This window comes from Paenibacillus sp. SRL342, assembly GCF_984798905.1.
On record NZ_OZ481790.1, the window covers coordinates 5,981,543 to 6,000,436 of the forward strand.

The window sequence follows — 18,894 nt, forward strand, 5'->3', positions numbered from 1 at the left end:
CGCTTTTTACTTATTAAAGATTTGGTAAATACACTGTTCATGCAGGCATATCCCTACATTAACATATTTGACTCTTTTTTGTTAGCCCTGTTTGCCTTCCTCGTGGTGAATGCGGAGTGTCTCGCCATGACCAAGCACCCGAATCCGCTCTTTGCCAATGCCTAGCCGTTCACGTTCAACTTCCAGCCGATCCAGCGCTTCCTTGGGCGTATCATCCGCCAGCTTGAATGTGCCGTAATGCATGGGCACCATGAGCTGTGAACCGGATTCAACGAACCCCTGCAGCGCTTCTTCGGGTGTCACATGTTGAGAAGTCATGAACCACTCCGGATCGTAGGCACCGATGGGCATGAGGGTAACACCAATGTCAAAGCGTTCTCCAATCGTTTTGAAACCCTGGAAGTAACCTGTATCACCCACAAAATACAACACAGGCGGACCGTCTGATGTTTTGGATGTTTCGTTCTTCCCTGATTCCGTGGATGATTCATCCTGATTGCTCGTTGTTGCAGCACTTTCCGCTGCTGAAGTCGTTGCCGGATGGTTCAATTCCAATACATAACCGCCCCAATGGGACGTATTGGTATCAAACAATGTTCGGCGCGTCCAGTGCTGTGCAGGGACAAAAGTTATTTTGACTCCGCCAAGTGTCATATGATCCCACCACTTCATCTCCTGGCATCGATGGAATCCTTTGCGAATCATCTTGCGTTTCAGACCATCGGGTACGATCAGCAATGTCTTGGCTGTAATCAGCTTACGCAAGGAAGCGAGATGCAGATGATCATAGTGGGAATGAGATATCAGAATGACATCCAACGGTGGAATATCCTGAATCGGAATGCCGGGGGCACCGAGCCTTCGTTGAAATCCCATTTTTTCGGCCCACACCGGGTCAGTCACGATGTTCAATCCATAATATTGAATGAAAAACGTGGAGTGACCAATCCAGGTAATACTTGTGTCATCCCGGTTGGCATGCAGATAATCCAGTTCAGGCGGGTGTTTGGGCACGGTGTAGGAGTAGTCCTTCACTTTGCTCCGCCGCTGCTCCCTCCATTGTTTGAATTCCTTCAGCGTTTTGTCCGTACTTACATTATCGATATTGTTATAACGGATTTTCGGCATGAAAGGGCCCTCCTCCCTTCCTCATTTCTTAACAAGAGATTACCCCAAACGGGAATGGACGTACCAATCAATCCTTTGGGTTCTTATATACGGCCAGATATACAAACAGAAAGACAATAGCAGCCGCTATGATCAGTGGAGGGGCGTACATAATGGTGAATGTCTCAAAAAAGCTCAATCCGGTTATACCGGGTATCCCCGTGACTCCCTCAGTAGATAGTGGATTCAGCAAGGGAGTCATGAGTAAGAACATGTTTGGGTGCATGGACAGACTCATCCTTTCTTTTTACCAGAATTACCGCGCACATAATTCGCATTAAACAAGAACAACTTCATAATCAGCACAAGCGAAGGAATGAGCATGAGTAGCCCCAGACTAAACGCTGTAATAAGTGCAATCCCCATCGTCCGATTCGTAAAGCTGTCGTAAATATTGATGTAAGGATACAGAATGTACGGAAGGTGGGATCGCCCGTAACCATACCAGGCAAAGGCAAACTGAAGCATGACAGCGACAAAACACCAACCCAGATATTTACTTTTCCACACCAGCGACACGGCAATGACAAAACAAATAAACGAAGCGATAAACATCCACGAAATATTCACCATCTGCTCAAAGTGTGCGGGATTCTGTTTGTTAATCTGCAGAAAAGCCAGAAAACTTGCAAAAATGGTAGGCAAACTCCATAGGAGCGCGTACTCTCGAAGCACCTCATATGCCGGCTCATCCCCTGCCCGCTTCGCATAATAAGATAGAAACATCGCCGAGATGTACAGCACACTGACCAGTGCAAGCAAAACAACCGACCAGGTATAGGGATTCGTCAAAAATTCACGCCAGCGAAAAAACACCTGATCGCCCACCTGCTCAATGATCCCGCCTTCGGATATCGCCAAAATGGTGGAAAATACCGCCGGAATCAGCAATCCCGTCGCCCCGTACAATGCCATGTAGATCCGGCTGTTCTGCCCATGGTTACCATAGGTATTGTAGGCGTAATATACGCCCCGGATTGCAAGTAGTACAATGGCCAAGGAACCCGGCACCAGCAGAGCTGTCCCGTAATAAAAGGCGCTATCCGGATAAAATCCGACCAGTCCAACCACAAAAAAGATCAAAAACACATTCGTCACTTCCCACACGGGAGACAGATAGCGCTGAATGATGTTATGAATTTTGTTCTCGTGTCCGGTCAATATGCTGTAAAAGCTGAAAAACCCGGCGCCAAAATCAATTGAAGCAACGATCAGGTAACCGAACAAAAACGTCCACAATATTGCGATGCCTGCAATTTCGAAACTCAATGCACGATCCCTCCTTCAAGCCCCAGAGACTCCAGTTCCTTCTCTGCTTCCTTGTTGCGGAACAGCTTGCTGAGTACCCGAATGCACGAGAAACACAGGATCAGATACAGCAAGATGAACAACACTAACATCCATCCAACCGAAGTTGACGTCGTGGCTGCTTCCGCCACCTTCATATATCCGCGTAAGATCCAAGGCTGCCTGCCAACTTCGGCGAACATCCACCCCAGCTCGATGGCAATCATGGCCAGAGGCCCCAGCAAGACAATGCCGAGCAGCAGCCATTTGGGATATGGCTTGCGCCCTGGTAACCACCGACGCAGTACATATAACACAGGAATCATCAGGATGATCACTCCGGTTGTGACCTTCAGGTCGAACATATAGTGAATAGACAATGGTGGCCTCAGATCCGCAGGATACTCTTCGAGACCTTTCACTTCCGTATCGGGACGATTACCTGCCAAAATGCTAAGCGCATAGGGAATCTCAATCGCATATTTCACCTCATTGTTCTCATCCAAAATCCCCCCATAGACGAGCGGTGCCTCTTTCATCGTCTTGAAATGCCATTCTGCGGCAGCCAGCTTCTCCGGCTGATATTTCGCCAGGAATTTACCGGAGGAATCACCGATCATGACGGTACTGATGGCAAATACGAGTGCAGATACCGTCGTGAGTTTCAGTGCTTTTTTGTAATACACATGATCCCGTCCCCGAAGCAAACTGAAGGCGGCTATCCCCGCCAGGATACCTGCACTCAAGGTGTAGGATGAGGCGAGTACATGGGACACTTTGGTTGGCGTTGCCGGATTCAACATGGCAGCAATCGGATGAATGTCCTTCATAATGCCATTAATCAGGGTGAATCCCTGAGGCTGGTTCATGAAGGAGTTCACCGTTGTAATGAAGATCGCAGATGCAGATGAGCCGAGAGCTACCGGAATCAACAGCAGCATATGCGTATATTTCTTTTTGAAACGATCCCACGTATAGAGGTAAATTCCAAGAAAGATCGCCTCTATAAAAAAGGCAAACGTCTCCATGAACAGCGGCAGGGCGATTGCCTGACCCGCTACCCGCATAAACATCGGCCACAACAGACTGAGCTGTAATCCGATCGAGGTGCCTGTAACGACACCAACAGCAACGGTGATGACAAAACCTCGCGCCCACCGGCGTGCCAGCAAGGTGTAATGCATATCATTGGTTCGTAGTCCTCGCCACTCGGCCAAGGCAATCATAAGTGGCACGCCTACACCAATAGAGGCAAAAATAATGTGCACAAACAGGGTAAGACCGGTTAGTATCCGGCTGAGCAAAACAGGGTCCAGGGATGACATGGTTACACTCCTCTTTCACATAATCGTTATGTACGACAGCAGTTATTCTGCTTGAACGTGTATCTCAATAACTCATGATTCGGATGATGCTCTTCACAACGGCATACAGCACAACCACAGCTGCAACCAGACAGACGATAATGAGTGTTTTCTCTTGTTTACGGAACATATACCTGCCGTCCTCCTTTTGCATGGGATGCAAATTATGGCTCTATAGACAGTTTGCAAAAGAAGTTGTTTTTTTATCCGGGGAAATTGAAAAACAAAAAAAGCCTTTCCCCTTATCACGCTCACGCGCTGAGGGGCAAAGGCTCTATCCGTAGGTCTCTTGCATAAACATTATTCATAAAAAAGTGAAATACATTTCTTCATCCATCAATAAATTCACACCAATACGTCCTGTTTGGGCAGTCGAACCTTGAACGTACTTCCTTTGTCCGGTGCAGATATAAAAGTCAGCGTACCCTTGTGATCCTCTACAATTTTACGGGAAATGTACAACCCGATTCCTGTTCCACCAATCTGCCTATGATCCGAATTATCAACCCGATAGAATTTGTTGAACAGCATGTCCTTCTCTTGCTCCGCAATACCTATTCCGTAGTCACGCACATCAAGACATAACCATTCCTCTTCCTCCCATAACGTAACATCAATACGATCGGCTCCCGGAGAATACTTGACTGCATTGCCCACCAGATTATGCAGAACCTGAACCATCCTGTTCTGGTCAGCATAAGCAAAGAAGTCTCCATTAAACGTATGCACGTAGATCCGTTGGGCAGACTTCATATTCCACTGTTCGGCAACCCCTTCTACCAATTCAACCAGCGGTACATATGTCATGTGGTAAGTCATACCTTCGTTGTCGAGGCGCTGAATATCGAGTACATCATCGAGCAAACTGCTCAGCCGCTTGCCCTCCGAAGAGATGGTCTGCATGAATTCCCGCTGTTGAGTTGCCGGAAGGTCATACATCATCATTAATTCCACATATCCCATAATGGTGGCTACAGGCGTTCGAAGCTCATGAGATACCACACTGATGAGCTCATTTTTCATCCGATCCAGCCGTTCTTCTCCTGTCCGGTCACGGAACACCAGCAGAAACCCATGGTTTTTACCCGGGACATCCATCTGCTTCATGTACAAGGAAAATACACTTTTATCCACATTATTGAATATAAATTCGGTCTCGATAAACGCCGTTTCTCCATTCAGGAATGCTCTCGTCTGTTCCATCAGATTGAAGTTGTCCGTTAATACCATCGTATCAATCGCCTGCGCCAAATCTTCAATGGATCTGCCCATAAAATCACCCAAACCAAACATCTCTTCTATCCTTCGGTTGACGATGGTTATAGTCCCTGATCGATCAGACATCACGAGCCCTTCCCGTACGGATTCAATGAATTGCTCACTGATATCTCGCTGTTCCTGAATGGCAATCTTCTCATTGAACAACTCCGAGTTCAGCTTCTCCAGCGCAAGGGCATGACGTACACGATCTTCTTCTGCTCTGGTCCGCTCGGTAATATCCTTAATGAATAGATTATATAATGTCTCATTTTTGCCCAACTGGATCTCAACAATTTTGTACTCGATCGGAAATACGGAACCATCCCGTCGGATACCTGAAATTTCTTCAACAATGGTGTATCTTTTACCTTCAACATATTCAAATCGCTCCAGCAAATTCTTGATCTCACTGCAGCTGGCCCCTTGAAAAAGAGATGGTGCTTCCTTGTGCAGGATCACTTCTTCCCGAAGCAATCCAAACATTCTTTCGGCCTCCGGATTAAACTCAACGATGATTCCATTCGAGTCTACAGCGATAATCGCATCTATTGACGATTCAATAATTGCACGTTTGACTTCTTCACTATTCTTGAGTTCCTTGGTCCGCTCTATGACCCTGTCCTCCAGAGTTAACTTATCGTGACGAATCTGTTCGAATTGTTCCAGCAGTACATCAGCCATTTTACGCAAATTACCAATAAGAATCTGTACTTCAGTTACATGGCTCGTTGGCCACTCCATCTTCCCATTTCGAAACAGCAACCTCGGAAGAGAACCTGTCATTCTGGTTAGTCTTAAGAGTGGACTAACGACCTTACTGCTCAGAGGAGCCGCTACAATCATGGAAGCCACGATGATGAGGAACAGGTATTGCAATGTGGTAAGATAGATCGATTCTATTCGAGGATAATACTTGGTTGAGCTGGTCTCAATGAATACCCGATAAGGTGTTACAGCTGTCATCTCCGCTTCATAGATGAAAGATGCCTGTTTCCAGTGATTCAATACAGCACTGTAATGAATATTCTCAGAGCTTAATAGCATAAGGTTATCTTTCGACTTAAGGAGACTGTATCTATCCATGTCCAGATACTCACCAGCCTGTAGTGTATTCAAACCAGAAGTAACGACTGTATCATTCCGATTCAGCAGAATCACATTCACACCCAATAAATGATGATACCGTGCCATGTTCTGATCCATATTCTCCGAGGTAACATACTGTTCGTCCAGATCCTGAACAACAGCACTTGCTGCATGTTTCATATCAAGTATAATGGCATCATTCATTTGACTTAATTGTCTGCGGCTATCTGCGGATAACAATAGGAGAGAAACAAACACCACAAAGGCGACTACGTATTTAAATGCGATTCTGGTGATAGGAATAGTTCCTGTACGTTTTGATTTGTGCTCACCCGTAGTAATCCAGAAGTCCACCACAATACCCGCGATCAACGCATTCACCATACCAATCACGGCAATATACATATACTCATACTTCAAATCTTCTATATTCAGTCCCAATAAATAATGTCCGCAATAGATGACGGGAAGCAGCATCACTACCCAAAAGACAGCATTAGCCTTGATTAGGCTGCCATTCTTCCAACGCAATTGCCAACCGAGCATCCAGATCAATTCAATGAAATGCGCAATCATTACCGTTAAGTTCCGCGGCTCGAAGCCGACAATGGTGGTATTTAACAGATAGATGACTGTAAGAGTGACGAATCCATAGATAGCCCCATGCAAACGAAGAGCGATGAGTGCTGCTGCGCTGCCAACCATAAACTGTACACCATAGAATAAGGTAAGTGGAAATATAGTACTTAGTGAGCCAAGAACGATAAGAATGCTGGTTCCAAACCAGGGTATCCTTAGCTTCAGCACGACCCACTCCAGCAGTTGGCTTGCCTTTATACGATCCATAAGCAACTGCCCTCGCGGCTGACTTTTTGTTCTGTATTTAACAACAACGTTGGTTCCCCCTATAAACTTAAGCGGATACAATCTACTTTTTTTCCCCTCAAATCGTTCTGATCCATTATACTGTAATTATCACTTGATGTAGCTTTGGGAAATTCTGATCGCTCGGCAAACAAACTGCATTCATGCTAAAATATTGAAGTTCATCTAAAAAGCCTGCTTCCTGTCTACATATACATCCTATATTCTGGGATAGAAACATTAAAAATTTTGCAGTATTTTTTAGCAAATCACAGCTTTTTTTTAGTATTTTCTTAACACATTATTTTCACCAGGAGTGTGACCCTATGACGATCAAAGTACTTCTTATAGAAGACGAGAAAAATCTGGCTGACATGATTGCTTTCTTTCTTGAGGAGGAAGGATACATCACGGAACGGGTTCATCATGCCCACGAGGCACTTCAACTGTTCCCACAATTCCAGCCAGACATTGTTGTAACGGATCTGATGCTTCCTGAAACGGATGGGAATGCTCTTGTAGAAGCCTTTCGCCAGCACTCCACTGTGCCGATTCTAATGATCTCAGCAAGCACGATGCTGAATGATCGACTTCGTGCTTTACATAATGGTGCGGATGACTTTCTGTGCAAACCATTTAGTTTGAAAGAGTTGGATGCCCGGATTAAAGCACTGCTGCGAAGATCAATCATTTCCTATAAGGATAAACCGGTAAAAGAAGATAAGCAGGCAGAGGTTACTGGACATGTGAATGTGAATGAGTACAGAAGAACCCTGTTTGTGGATGGCGTTGAGATCGAGGTCACTCATATTGAGTTTGAGATTATGAAGGAATTGTACCGAAATCCGGGTAAAGTGTTCACCCGCAATGAGCTGATGGATCGGATCAAAGGCTCTGAACGCGCCTATCTGGATCGTACCATTGATGTTCATATCTCAAGTCTGCGTAAAAAAATAGAGCCTGACCCCAAGAACCCACGTTATATTAAGACGGTTTGGGGAACAGGCTATAAATATGTGATCTAATAGGACCGTAACGCTTGAAGTTAACACCCTCTGCCATATCCCTCTTTTATCTCATGGATAAGATGGGCGGTATGGCTATTTCTGATTTATGGACAGACGACAAATGTAACCAATTTTCCATATCCTTGATTAGTTGATTCGGCTCTTGCTCATTCCAGAGAATCATCTTCATCTCACCTGTACCTGTAATCTGTTGAAGATGACGCTTCCGAATAAGGGATTTGAAATCCGTAATGACCAGTAACGGAAGTTGTGGCATAAAAGCCCGAATGGCGTTTGCTGCTGACACCGCTTCTTCGGCAACCTGATAATCAACAATACAGTAACGGGCGTTTTCCCAACTTCCACGATGTGTTTCTATCGCAGAACCAGATGCTGAGTCCTCAAACCAGTTCCTGAACAATTGAATAATATTCTCATATGCAATACGACGTTTTCCATCCGAGAGCACGGTAATGGGTTCCATAGGTATAACCTCCAGTTGATTCTTATCTTTATTGTGCCAATTTTCGTTTAAAAATGTTTGTGCGTGAACATGAAAGAAGTGTTAACAAATTTCGTGCTTCTTCACATTAAGTGTTAGACAATTCCCCTTCACTTCTTCTGAATGATTTCGCAGATTCCTCACATTGATGTAAAATAGAGAAATACCCGTGTGATTTAATTTACGGGAAGTTATAGATGAATCTGGTACTATAGGAGGTTACATTGATGAATATTGTTTCCATTGAACCAACACCGAGTCCAAATACGATGATGTTACATCTCGATGAACGTCTGGAGGACGGAATTCGCAAAACATATACACTGGACAACGAACGATCTGCTCCGGCGTTCATTCGCCAGATGCTTCATATTCCTGGTGTAAAGAGTGTGTTCCACACGACAGACTTTGTCGCACTTGATCGTAAAGGGAATGCCGACTGGTCCGTTATCTTGGGCGAAGTCCAAAATCGCCTTGGACAACAAGGCATTGATCTGGACTGGATTGAATCCGAAGATGGTTCAGGCGAGCACTTCGGAGAAGCACAGGTATTTGTACAATTCTTCCGAGGCGTACCGATGCAAATTAGGGTCAAGGCCGGGGTCAAGGAAGAACGAATCTCGTTGTCAGACCGTTTTGTCAAAGCCGTAACAGAAGTCGCCAGTGCAACGATGATCAAAGAACGCAAACTGAGTGATTACGGTGTTCGATATGGTGAATTGCCTGATATTGCACGTGAAGTCGAGCAAGAATTGGAAGCCGCTTACCCGCCGGAACGATTGGAGCAGGTCATCAAACAGGCCATTGAACATGGTACCAAATCCGAAGAGTTCGTCGAGCGCCGCCGTGAATTGGATGGAGCCGAACTTGAAGAGGCTCTGCGAAACGAGGACTGGAATGTTCGCTATGCGGCATTTGACGGCATGGAGCCTACGGCAGAAAGACTGCCCCTCGTAGCCCATGCCTTGCATGACAACAAAATGCAGATTCGCCGCTTGGCTGTCGTATACCTGGGTGACATTCGTACACCGGAAGCGATGGAATTACTGTATGAAGCGCTTCAGGACAGTTCTCCTGCGGTACGCCGGACTGCCGGGGATACCTTGTCTGATATTGGGGACCCTGCCGCAACCCCAGCTATGACAGCCACGTTATCTGATAAAAGTAAACTTGTACGCTGGCGTGCAGCACGTTTCCTCTATGAGGTCGGAACTGAAGAAGCAGAGCAAGCGTTGCGAGTTGCAGCCGATGATCCCGAATTTGAAGTCAGCCTGCAGGCCAAGATGGCTCTGGAGCGGATCGAATCGGGCGAACAGGCCGCTGGAACAGTATGGCAGCAAATGGCTGGTCGTAACAAAAAAGAGGAATAGTCGTCTCTCAGACCTCACATCCAACAATTGTTATTGCACTGGAAAACCATGCGCGTTATACTGATTGTCTGTTTACTAAACAGGACACACGGTGTTAAGTTGTGTTGTTCATAATTTCATAGACAATAGATACACCTCATCCATTGATGGTGAGGTAGAGGTCGCGGGTGCGATCAGTACGCTGATGGAGGCGCTAAGGAGCCGCTTATGAGATCAGCCGAAAGGTGTACCCGCCGAAGCTCGCTGGACGTTCCTTATACGGTCCGGTGAGCTGGGGCTGCTGTCGAAAGGCGCAGAACTGTCACGGAAGTACATTTCCTTTATATAAAGGTATGAATTCTTCTGTGTTGAGCTATCTTAATCATCTGGGACATGGTGCGGACATTGAAATATTAAAGACCGCAGGCTGATGCCTGTGGTCTTTTTGTTTATGAATTCAAGTATCGCAAACATCAGTATATCGAATGAAGGAGTGTTTCCATGCAAGACTGCAGTAACCCAACAACAACTGGACCTTCCCTGAAAAAAGGATTACGCGCACGCCATATGACGATGATCGCCCTCGGTGGCTCGATTGGTACCGGGCTGTTTCTCGCAAGTGGTACCGCCATCTCAACCGCAGGCCCTGGTGGAGCATTAATTGCCTATGCAGCCGTTGGAATCATGGTTTATTTCCTAATGACCAGCCTTGGTGAGCTTGCTACCTTTATGCCGGACTCCGGTTCATTTAATACGTATGCCGCACGTTTTGTCGATCCTGCTCTCGGGTTCGCCATGGGCTGGAACTTCTGGTACAACTGGGCGGTAACCATTGCAGCAGAGCTTGCTGCCGCTACAGTACTCATTAAATACTGGTTCCCTGACAGTTCGTCCATGTTATGGAGCTTATTGTTCCTCGTGCTGATCTTTGCCTTGAACGTATTGTCCGTTAAGGGTTATGGAGAGTCCGAGTACTGGTTCGCCATTATCAAAGTCGCTACTGTCATCATCTTCCTCGCCGTTGGTGTGCTCATGATCTTTGGTATTATGGGCGGAGAAGCGGTTGGTTTCAGCAACTTCACCATCGGTGATGCGCCCATCCATGGCGGATTCTTCGCTGTGTTAGGTGTGTTCATGGCTGCTGGATTCTCATTCCAAGGTACCGAGCTTATCGGGGTAGCCGCCGGTGAAAGTGAAAACCCGCGCGAAAATGTCCCTCGTGCAATTCGTCAGGTATTTTGGCGCATTCTGATTTTTTACATTTTGGCAATTACCGTGATCAGTCTGATCATCCCGTATACGCATCCGAATCTGCTCAAAGGTGATCTGGAAAATATCGGTGTCAGCCCGTTCACACTGGTATTTGAGAAAGCTGGCCTCGCCATTGCAGCTTCCGTGATGAATGCTGTTATTCTGACTTCTGTACTTTCTGCCGGTAACTCAGGTATGTATGCTTCAAGCCGGGTTCTCTATGCCCTTGCCCGAGATGGTAAAGCCCCTCGTTTCCTCGGCAAGTTGAACAAAAAGGGTATTCCAATGAATGCCTTGCTGCTCACAACAGCCGTTGGTATGTTAGCATTCCTTGCCTCCCTGTTCGGCGATGGGATTGTGTACACCTGGTTGTTGAATGCATCCGGTATGTGTGGTTTTATCACTTGGCTGGGTATCGCTATCAGTCATTATCGCTTCCGTCGTGCATACGTTGCACAAGGCAGGGATCTGAGCGATCTGCCTTACCGTGCACGCTGGTTCCCGTTTGGGCCGATCTTTGCTTTTGTCCTGTGTATTATCGTGATCATCGGACAGAACTATCAGGCATTCACGGGTGATCAGATCGACTGGAGTGGAGCCATCGTTGCCTACCTGAGCGTACCCCTGTTCCTGGTGTTGTGGCTCGGTTACAAATGGATCAAAAAGACCAAAGTGGTGCCACTGCAGGAATGTGATTTCACACCTACCGATTCACCAGCTGATAAGCACTAACGAAGAATCAGGTTGTTTCTGTCCTCTACGTTCTCATGTAAATGGTTAGTTTAACTTATACAGCTGATACAATTGACACTATATAATAATATCTCCCCGGGGCGTTGCAGTCTTCCTACTGTAGCGAAACGGGGAGGTTTTGTGTTGGATCGGCTCCCCCTTCGAACATTTCTGTACGTCCTTTCGTCCCTGTCCATATTTTGTATAGATCCGTAAGTAGAATAGAGAAGGGTATACTATTTTTCTTGGACAACGGGAGTTGATGTATAATGAAAAAATTCTCTATTCTGCTCGTTCTACTGGGCATCCTGATCATCAGCTTTCCTTTCCTGCGAGAAACGTATTATGACTGGCAGCAAACCCGTGTCATGAACGATCTGGAGCAATTGCAAAACGGCTTGTCTAAGCTTAATCACTCCTTCGAACAAGGCAGGCAGGATGCAGCTTCCGCCGAGCCGACTACGGATAGTACAGATACAGTGCAAGACGCCTCTTCGGATACGTTGGGGATACTATCGATTGACAAGATTGATGTCCGCTTACCGATTCTGGAAGGTGCAACGGAGGACAACATGAAGGTAGCTGCAACCCATCTTGTCGAAACCACTAGTATCGGTAACAAAGGTAATGCTGCCATAGCCGCTCATCGCGCCCACAAAAAAGGTCGGTTGTTCAATCGTCTGGGAGAACTCCAGATTGGTGATTCAATGGAAGTCACCCTGGCAGATCGAACGACTATCCAATATAAGGTAGATCAGATATCCATAGTGGAGCCTACTGACTTATCTGTACTGGAGGATCCCGGACTTGGACAGGTCCTTACCTTGATTACCTGTGATCCACTCGTCAATCCAACACATCGCCTAATTGTAAGAGCTATTGAAGTGAAACCGATTGTTGCGGGGACCTGACCCTCCCTAAATATCACCAAAAAATACCCTCTAGCATATTCACACGTCGACGCTAAGTCTTCGTAGTGATTGCTAGAGGGTATTTCTATCTACACACGATGAATTTTAGATATTACGTGTTTGAATCTAGCGTTGAAGCTGTTGTCTGCGGCGGAAGTACATGAATCCAGCGCTACCTAACGCCATCAGCATCATGCCCACAGCAGTGTAAGCCATTGTGCTCTCTTCACCTGTCTGTGGCAGCATTCCCTGAGATCCAGAATTTCCGTTTGGCTGTGATGCAGAATTTCCATTGCCCTGGGATCCATCTGTATCCGTTCCAGTAGGAGGTGCAAGTGCACCATCCCCATCCGGTGCATCTGTATCCCCAACTGGAGATGCAGTATCGTCACCGTTGGAATCGCTTGGTGAAGAAGGAGCTACTCCGTTATCTTCATCTGTTGGAATTTCGGTTCCGCCTCCAGGTTCTGTAGGTTCAGTAGGTTCAGTAGGTTCAGTAACAACAGTGCCTGGGATAGACGTTCCTGGTGTTTCCGGTTCCGGTGTTGTTGGTTTATCCGGATCTGGCGGCGTTCCCCCCGTATTAGGTGTTCCCGGATTATAAGGCCCACTCGATCCACCTGATACTGGCATAGCCTGGTTTGTTTTCTCCACAATTACAACTTCGGTTTGTGTACTCGTAATTTCAAATGATACTGGGGTTGTGTCTAAGACATATCCGTTAGGTGCTTTTATTTCAACCAACTGATATTTATTGATATCCAAGCCTTCAAGTACAATTTCACCTTGTTGATTGGTTGTCAGTGTAGCTTCATCCAGACCTGTTACCTTGTGGAACTCCCAATTCCCATTTGCATCCATCAATGCAGTTTGGGCCCGTAATTCAAACACAGCTCCTTGCAGGTGCTGAGTTCTACCCGCATTGGTTTTAATCAATTTCACGGAACGATCATTTTTTTTATTTTCAATGGTCAATTGAGTTTCCGGTTTGATAATAGATACAAGCGTCTCCGGCTGTTCAATAACATAGCCTTCTGCCTTGGTCTCTACCAATGTATATGGACCGTATTCCAAACCGTCGAATTCAATGACCCCATTTAGGTCGGTTACTTTTGTATCGATGACACTGTTGGAACGATCACGCAATTCGAATTCAATTCCGCTTAATACGGACTGATCCTTGGCATTTACTTTGGTAACGACAAGTTTACCACCTGTACCCATTGCATTAGACTTCGTCAATGTAATACTCTCCGTCTGATTTTCTACAATGGTAAACGGAATTGGTGTAGCATCCAATTGATAAAACTCAGGTGCCACGACTTCTACCAGCTCATAATCCCCTGGCGATAGTCCACCTTTGGCGATCTTCCCATCTTCCCCTGTCGTTAACTCATCGATTTTCTCTCGCGTTGCGCCGTCCTTGGAGTACAATTCAAAAGTTGCTCCCTTAAGTGTCTTCGAGGAGTCCACCGCATCTACCTTGGTTAATTCAAAGCCTTGACGAATCTTTTTATTTTCAATTTCAAAAGCGATATCCGCATCCTTAAATTCAATCGTTTTACCTGAGACAGAGCCATATTCAGGATCAACCAAGTATCCTGCCGGTGCAGATAATTCTTTTAACTTATAAGGTATACCGTTGGTTAGATTGTTAATCGATAGTTTCTGGAGCTTTCGACCACACCATTCTCGTCCGTTGGTTTCAATGTTTCCAGAAGCGTAGTTCCAGACGCATTATAGATTGCAAATATTGCACCCTCCAGCGGAACTCCTGTATCACTGACTTTGTGAATTCTGATTTTGCCCAGACCTGTAGAGGCTCCTCCACCTGCTCCAGCCAAGGAAACTTTGATTCCCGACTGATTACCTTCTCCGATTACCGAGGAAGATTGGCCTGCAAATTCAACCTTATTCTCAATTCGGGCACCATGATCGGCATTAATATAAGACTGATATTCCAAAATGAATGCGGTATGGATATCTTTCTTGAAGGTGAAGGTAAATGTATTGCCCTCCACGTGCAATTCATAATCAGCCGGATCAACAAGTCCAGCTTTGGTGGATACATTGCCTGAATTGTTGGCAGGTAAATTGGTTGCATATAATTTCAATGAATCAGCCAATAAAATCTGGTTCTCTGACAAGGTATCTGTTAATTGATTACCCGCAGGAATGAAAGATTGACTTGGATTGATATTTACCGTCCATGATGCTTTATCCGTTGTACCTTCTTGCTTCCCTGTTTTGCGCACGTACACACCACCGTTGGCAGGTGTAACACTGGCTGATCTATTAAATCGTATTACACCCCCCTCACCATCCGTCAGAACAGCCTGGTTGGCATATGCACCTACGACAGAATATGGTCCATCCAGACTTGTTTGGTACTGAATGCGATAAGCCATTTTGCCCATGTTACCCAGATCCAAAACAAAACCTTTACCGTCCGTGTTCAGCTGGAATTGACCAGGTGTGAGTGGAACCTCGCTACCTACAGCAGTAACATTATTGGCTCCCTGTAACTCTAACTCATGAACCTTCAATGAGCCGTCTACAAAAGATTGGTCTCCAGTGTAAGCATCCTTAAGGATTGCATCCTGAATATCAAACAAATTGTAGTTTACATCGATTGTCCAGGTAATCTTTTTATCTTTGGCGCTATATTCACCCTTTTTGTTACCATTTTGAATCGTGTAGTCTTGCGGTTTGACCGCAGCAGATTTTGTAATCGCAGTCTGTTTTACATCAGACTCTTCCCAATCGATCTTGGCCGAGTTGCGATATTCATCATTCGTTGGCATACCTGCTGTCGGATCAAAGCTTGTCTTGTAAGTAATAACATGCTCCGTACTGAGCGTTACCCCGTCCTTCAAGCGAAGTGAGAATCCTTTTTCATACGTTGGATCAGCCGGGTCTGGAGTCAGTTCAAAGTCGTCTTTGTTAACACCGCTCACTTGAAGACTACCCGGAATCAGTTTCATATGTCTACCTTCGTAATTGTCGGTGATGACGATATCCGTCATGTCCTGCAAATCATGATTCAAAACCATCTGCCATTCAATTTCTTTTGTGTTGAAGTTTTCACTTTTTACACTCTTTGCAAAAATGACTTCCTGAATGTCTCTCCGGCCTGTTTTGGAAGTACCATCATACATGTTCACTGTGTTCGTAATAGTGTCGTTTGTATAAACACGATGAATGGATTGTGTATCATATTCGATCTCATAGGCCTTTGTAATATCGTTCTTAAAATGTAATCTGAAGCCATCATCGAACCCTGTACCGATCGCTTCGAGTGTGTATTCATTTGGATTGATCAGTGTTCTGTTCGAAGCCGCTCCACTTGCATTAATGTCCACTTGATACACTTTGACGGAATTGTTGATCAGTTGCTGTTTTGCCGTATCAAAGCGGTCTTCAATCCATGCATTCGTTTGCATGATTTCTTGCTGATTGTAGTTATATTGCACTTTCCATGTGATCGTCTGTGTTACCGGATCATACGCACTATCTTGCCCTGACTTGTTCAAAGGCTCATTAAAACTTACACGAACTCGGCCAATATCTGTTTCGTTGTGCTCGCTCTGATCTGTTGTAAGCGCAACCTGATTTTGATACTCCACGTTGGTGAACGGAGCAGTGGTTGGTGCTTTAACACTTGTCGTGTAAGTCACACGGTAGGCCTTATCCGTGTCTCCCAATTGAATTGGAAACTGTGATTCTGTGCGAACCCCTGGACCTTCTTTAACAGATCCATTCAATTGCACTTCCAATTCGCGAATTTCGATATTGCCCTTGAGCTCTAGCTCTGCTGGGAACGTGTCTGCAAGAACAGCATTTTTCATAGCCTTCTCGCCTTGGTTAAAATCTACGGTCCATTTAATTTCATCCGAGTTGAAGTTGTTTTTGTTTGCGGTTCCCGATTTCTTTAACTTATCTATGGCTGTGTTGGCAAAGTGCACATCAATGATGCCCTGCCCTACGGAACTAAAGTCTATCTGTTGTTTCAAACCATCTTCCATCTTGCTCTCATCGAACTTAATCCACACGTAGAAGTTGCCTTCCAGCTTCGCATGCTCGATCAGTTCATTAAAGGTAAAGATGATTGTGCCATCTGGATTCACCACATACTCCCCTACACCGCCATCCAGATTACCCTTAAGCTGTGATCCGATGATGAATTTATCGGGCAAGTTAAAGGTGAACGTAGAGCCATCGCTGTAGTTGTGGTTGTCGTCTGCAAGTCCCCATGCAAAGACTACAGCCACCTCATCCTGAATGCTTGGTCGAATATCCTCGATTTTATCTCCTTTAACTTCAATCGTGCCATTCCCATTGTCTTCTGGCTCCTGATTGTACATCTGCACACTGGTAATCAATTGATCTGTAATTACCGGACCTGCAGCTGCCACTGCTAAACTGCTCTGGTTGAGGTTTCCCTCCCCCTCTTCTTCCGGAGTGGCAGCAACATCAACGTTGTTGACCTCTTCCGAACCTGCCAAACCTTCTTCTGATGCTGTATCGCTGATTGCACTGGCTGGCAAATTAGTTAATTCATCCTGAGCATGCATTGTTGGTGTAAATATCCAACCCTGCATCATTTGCGTGACCAGTAACAGAGCAATGATCACTATGCTCACTTTTTTCCTCATTGTTTGCATATCCTCCTCGTACGTAGTGTTGGCATACGCCGAAGATTAGAATAGCAAAGCGACATATACAAAAAATAGACAACACTAAAATCCTCGCTATTGAACACAAAATTGAACACAAAAAAGGATACTCCTCAATCGGAGCATCCTGTTCAAACGGCTGTTATATTGTCCAGTTAATTTTGACGCGCAGATCCGTAGTACCTTCCATTTTGGACACATAATAAGATATCGATTTCATGCCAAGCTGGTACAAATCCTGCAAATCTTCAATCAGTCCAGCCTCCGTACCCTTGTACCTGAATGTCAGCGAGGTTCCGCCTTCCTTCAGCTTACTCTGAACTTTGGTCTTCAGCGCAGCATGGCCTTTAACAGCATCCTGTTCATCATACAGGGAATAGTCCAGAGCATGGTACAGCTTCTGATAGGCAGCCTTTTTGCTATCTCCGGCCTTCACCAGCTTCAGTAAAGCTTCCCGATACGGGGCAGGCGCAGCGGGGTACTTGCTTTTGTCTGTCCAGATATGGTCACGTGCCATCTCATCATCACTCAGCAAATAATAGCTGTGGCTCACCTTACCTTTGCGGTCAGGAGTAGGATCATCCCAGGTGGTGTCCATGTGATACCACTTGCCGTCTAGCTTCACGATATTCCAGGCATGAAGCTGCCCGCCCGCTGTACCTTCCACAATCCGGTTATCGATACCTACTCGCTCCAGCATCCGATATGCCAACAGTGAATATCCCTGACAGACGGTACTGCCTGTAACAAGCCCGTCATAGGCCGTATATTTCTTCAGAGAGGTATCGTAGGAAAGGTTAAGCACAATCCAGTCATGAATGACCTTGACCTTCTCATGATCCGTCATGCCGGGTTTGATGATTTCTTTCAACACGTTTGTGACTTTACGATTCACATAATCGGTCTGCTCCTTGGTCTCCCGATAGGAGAGAGTCACATGCACCTCGGCCGACACATTGGAGCCTTTATAATTGAATGCATAACTTTTAACGGTATATTGGATATAAGGGTCACTCTTCATTGCCTCATCGATGGAGGTTTGTAATTGTTTTTTGAGGCCTTTCACATTGCCTTTGTATGTAAAAACAAGTTCCTCCGTTCGCTGTGACATTGCGGTAAGCAAGGTCTGGCGCAAATCTGTTGCTGTGGATATATCTGATGTCCCTGATGCAGCATACAGTTGATCCAGATCAACCGTACGTGGTAACGCTACAGCAATCAGACAGCCTGCCAGCAGTATGGTGATAATTCGTTTCCCGTTCTTACCCATGAAAGGAACCCACCCTTCTTTGCAAAGTTCTCACGCCCTATTGTATCACAAAAGGCTCTGTCGTCATTCTTCTAGTTTTGTCAAAGCAAATCAAAAGAGACCTTCTATGGAAGGTCCCTTTGATCTTCAGTTCAATCAATCACGATTACCCGTTATTTTCATCCTATG

General features: G+C 45.6%; 13 protein-coding genes and 1 riboswitch. Of the genes, 4 read left to right on the forward strand and 9 right to left on the reverse strand.

The genetic code is table 11. The features are described 5' to 3' along the window. Positions 1-81: 81 nt before the first annotated feature. The 5 genes from AC4E8D_RS26505 to AC4E8D_RS26525 all read right to left on the reverse strand — a co-directional run bounded on the left by AC4E8D_RS26505 (position 82) and on the right by AC4E8D_RS26525 (position 7,010). Positions 82-1,128 (reverse strand): MBL fold metallo-hydrolase, encoded by a 1,047-nt coding sequence (locus AC4E8D_RS26505; protein ID WP_221820792.1) that lies wholly within the window; start codon positions 1,126-1,128, stop codon positions 82-84. A 67-nt stretch (positions 1,129-1,195) separates the two neighbouring features. Next, positions 1,196-1,369 carry a cytochrome bd oxidase small subunit CydS family protein gene (cydS, locus tag AC4E8D_RS26510; protein WP_490205383.1) on the reverse strand — a complete coding sequence of 58 codons (174 nt, stop codon included), beginning with the start codon at positions 1,367-1,369 and terminating at the stop codon, positions 1,196-1,198. A 32-nt stretch (positions 1,370-1,401) separates the two neighbouring features. Further along, positions 1,402-2,436 carry a cytochrome d ubiquinol oxidase subunit II gene (locus AC4E8D_RS26515; RefSeq protein WP_490205384.1) on the reverse strand — a complete coding sequence of 345 codons (1,035 nt, stop codon included), beginning with the start codon at positions 2,434-2,436 and terminating at the stop codon, positions 1,402-1,404. Then, positions 2,433-3,779, reverse strand: coding sequence for a cytochrome ubiquinol oxidase subunit I (locus AC4E8D_RS26520; protein ID WP_124118119.1), 1,347 nt, complete (start codon positions 3,777-3,779; stop codon positions 2,433-2,435). The genes AC4E8D_RS26515 and AC4E8D_RS26520 overlap by 4 nt, the downstream gene beginning before the upstream one ends. A 384-nt stretch (positions 3,780-4,163) precedes the next feature. Beyond that, positions 4,164-7,010 carry a PAS domain-containing sensor histidine kinase gene (locus tag AC4E8D_RS26525; protein WP_490205385.1) on the reverse strand — a complete coding sequence of 949 codons (2,847 nt, stop codon included), beginning with the start codon at positions 7,008-7,010 and terminating at the stop codon, positions 4,164-4,166. A gap of 344 nt (positions 7,011-7,354) precedes the next feature. Between AC4E8D_RS26525 and AC4E8D_RS26530 the strand changes: the two genes are divergently transcribed. Continuing rightward, positions 7,355-8,053: a response regulator transcription factor gene (locus AC4E8D_RS26530; protein ID WP_221820788.1), complete on the forward strand. Its 699-nt coding sequence runs from the start codon at positions 7,355-7,357 to the stop codon at positions 8,051-8,053. A 46-nt stretch (positions 8,054-8,099) separates the two neighbouring features. Here AC4E8D_RS26530 and AC4E8D_RS26535 read toward each other — a convergent pair whose 3' ends face one another. Further along, on the reverse strand, positions 8,100-8,519 hold the full coding sequence (locus AC4E8D_RS26535; protein ID WP_339305648.1) for a hypothetical protein: 420 nt from the start codon (positions 8,517-8,519) through the stop codon (positions 8,100-8,102). Between the two features lie 245 nt (positions 8,520-8,764). Here AC4E8D_RS26535 and AC4E8D_RS26540 point away from each other — a divergent pair, with 245 nt between their 5' ends. The 3 genes from AC4E8D_RS26540 (at position 8,765) to AC4E8D_RS26550 (ending at position 12,780) form a co-directional block, all read left to right on the forward strand. Then, on the forward strand, positions 8,765-9,907 hold the full coding sequence (locus AC4E8D_RS26540) for a virulence factor (protein ID WP_047841582.1): 1,143 nt from the start codon (positions 8,765-8,767) through the stop codon (positions 9,905-9,907). 147 nt (positions 9,908-10,054) lie between these two features. After that, positions 10,055-10,270: riboswitch (Lysine riboswitch) on the forward strand. Positions 10,271-10,387: 117 nt separating this feature from the next. After that, positions 10,388-11,869, forward strand: a complete 1,482-nt coding sequence (locus AC4E8D_RS26545; RefSeq protein WP_221820784.1) for an amino acid permease — start codon at positions 10,388-10,390, stop codon at positions 11,867-11,869. Between the two features lie 269 nt (positions 11,870-12,138). Then, on the forward strand, positions 12,139-12,780 hold the full coding sequence (locus tag AC4E8D_RS26550; protein WP_221820782.1) for a class D sortase: 642 nt from the start codon (positions 12,139-12,141) through the stop codon (positions 12,778-12,780). A gap of 126 nt (positions 12,781-12,906) precedes the next feature. Here the strand turns inward: AC4E8D_RS26550 and AC4E8D_RS26555 are convergent, their stop codons facing one another. From AC4E8D_RS26555 to AC4E8D_RS26565, 3 genes are all read right to left on the reverse strand, one after another. After that, positions 12,907-14,376 carry a SpaA isopeptide-forming pilin-related protein gene (locus AC4E8D_RS26555; protein WP_490205386.1) on the reverse strand — a complete coding sequence of 490 codons (1,470 nt, stop codon included), beginning with the start codon at positions 14,374-14,376 and terminating at the stop codon, positions 12,907-12,909. Between the two features lie 50 nt (positions 14,377-14,426). After that, positions 14,427-17,435 (reverse strand): collagen binding domain-containing protein, encoded by a 3,009-nt coding sequence (locus AC4E8D_RS26560; protein WP_490205387.1) that lies wholly within the window; start codon positions 17,433-17,435, stop codon positions 14,427-14,429. Between the two features lie 163 nt (positions 17,436-17,598). Continuing rightward, entirely contained in the window at positions 17,599-18,726 is a 1,128-nt protein-coding gene (locus AC4E8D_RS26565) for a transglutaminase domain-containing protein (protein ID WP_221820777.1), read from the reverse strand. Between the last annotated feature and the right edge of the window lie 168 nt (positions 18,727-18,894).

Coding starts and splice junctions, on each gene's coding strand:
- AC4E8D_RS26505 (WP_221820792.1), bottom strand. CDS start 1,128: ATGCCGAAAATCCGTTATAACAATATCGATAATGTAAGTACGGACAAA.
- cydS (WP_490205383.1), bottom strand. CDS start 1,369: ATGACTCCCTTGCTGAATCCACTATCTACTGAGGGAGTCACGGGGATA.
- AC4E8D_RS26520 (WP_124118119.1), bottom strand. CDS start 3,779: ATGTCATCCCTGGACCCTGTTTTGCTCAGCCGGATACTAACCGGTCTT.
- AC4E8D_RS26525 (WP_490205385.1), bottom strand. CDS start 7,010: ATGGATCGTATAAAGGCAAGCCAACTGCTGGAGTGGGTCGTGCTGAAG.
- AC4E8D_RS26530 (WP_221820788.1), top strand. CDS start 7,355: ATGACGATCAAAGTACTTCTTATAGAAGACGAGAAAAATCTGGCTGAC.
- AC4E8D_RS26535 (WP_339305648.1), bottom strand. CDS start 8,519: ATGGAACCCATTACCGTGCTCTCGGATGGAAAACGTCGTATTGCATAT.
- AC4E8D_RS26540 (WP_047841582.1), top strand. CDS start 8,765: ATGAATATTGTTTCCATTGAACCAACACCGAGTCCAAATACGATGATG.
- AC4E8D_RS26545 (WP_221820784.1), top strand. CDS start 10,388: ATGCAAGACTGCAGTAACCCAACAACAACTGGACCTTCCCTGAAAAAA.
- AC4E8D_RS26550 (WP_221820782.1), top strand. CDS start 12,139: ATGAAAAAATTCTCTATTCTGCTCGTTCTACTGGGCATCCTGATCATC.
- AC4E8D_RS26560 (WP_490205387.1), bottom strand. CDS start 17,435: ATGAGGAAAAAAGTGAGCATAGTGATCATTGCTCTGTTACTGGTCACG.
- AC4E8D_RS26565 (WP_221820777.1), bottom strand. CDS start 18,726: ATGGGTAAGAACGGGAAACGAATTATCACCATACTGCTGGCAGGCTGT.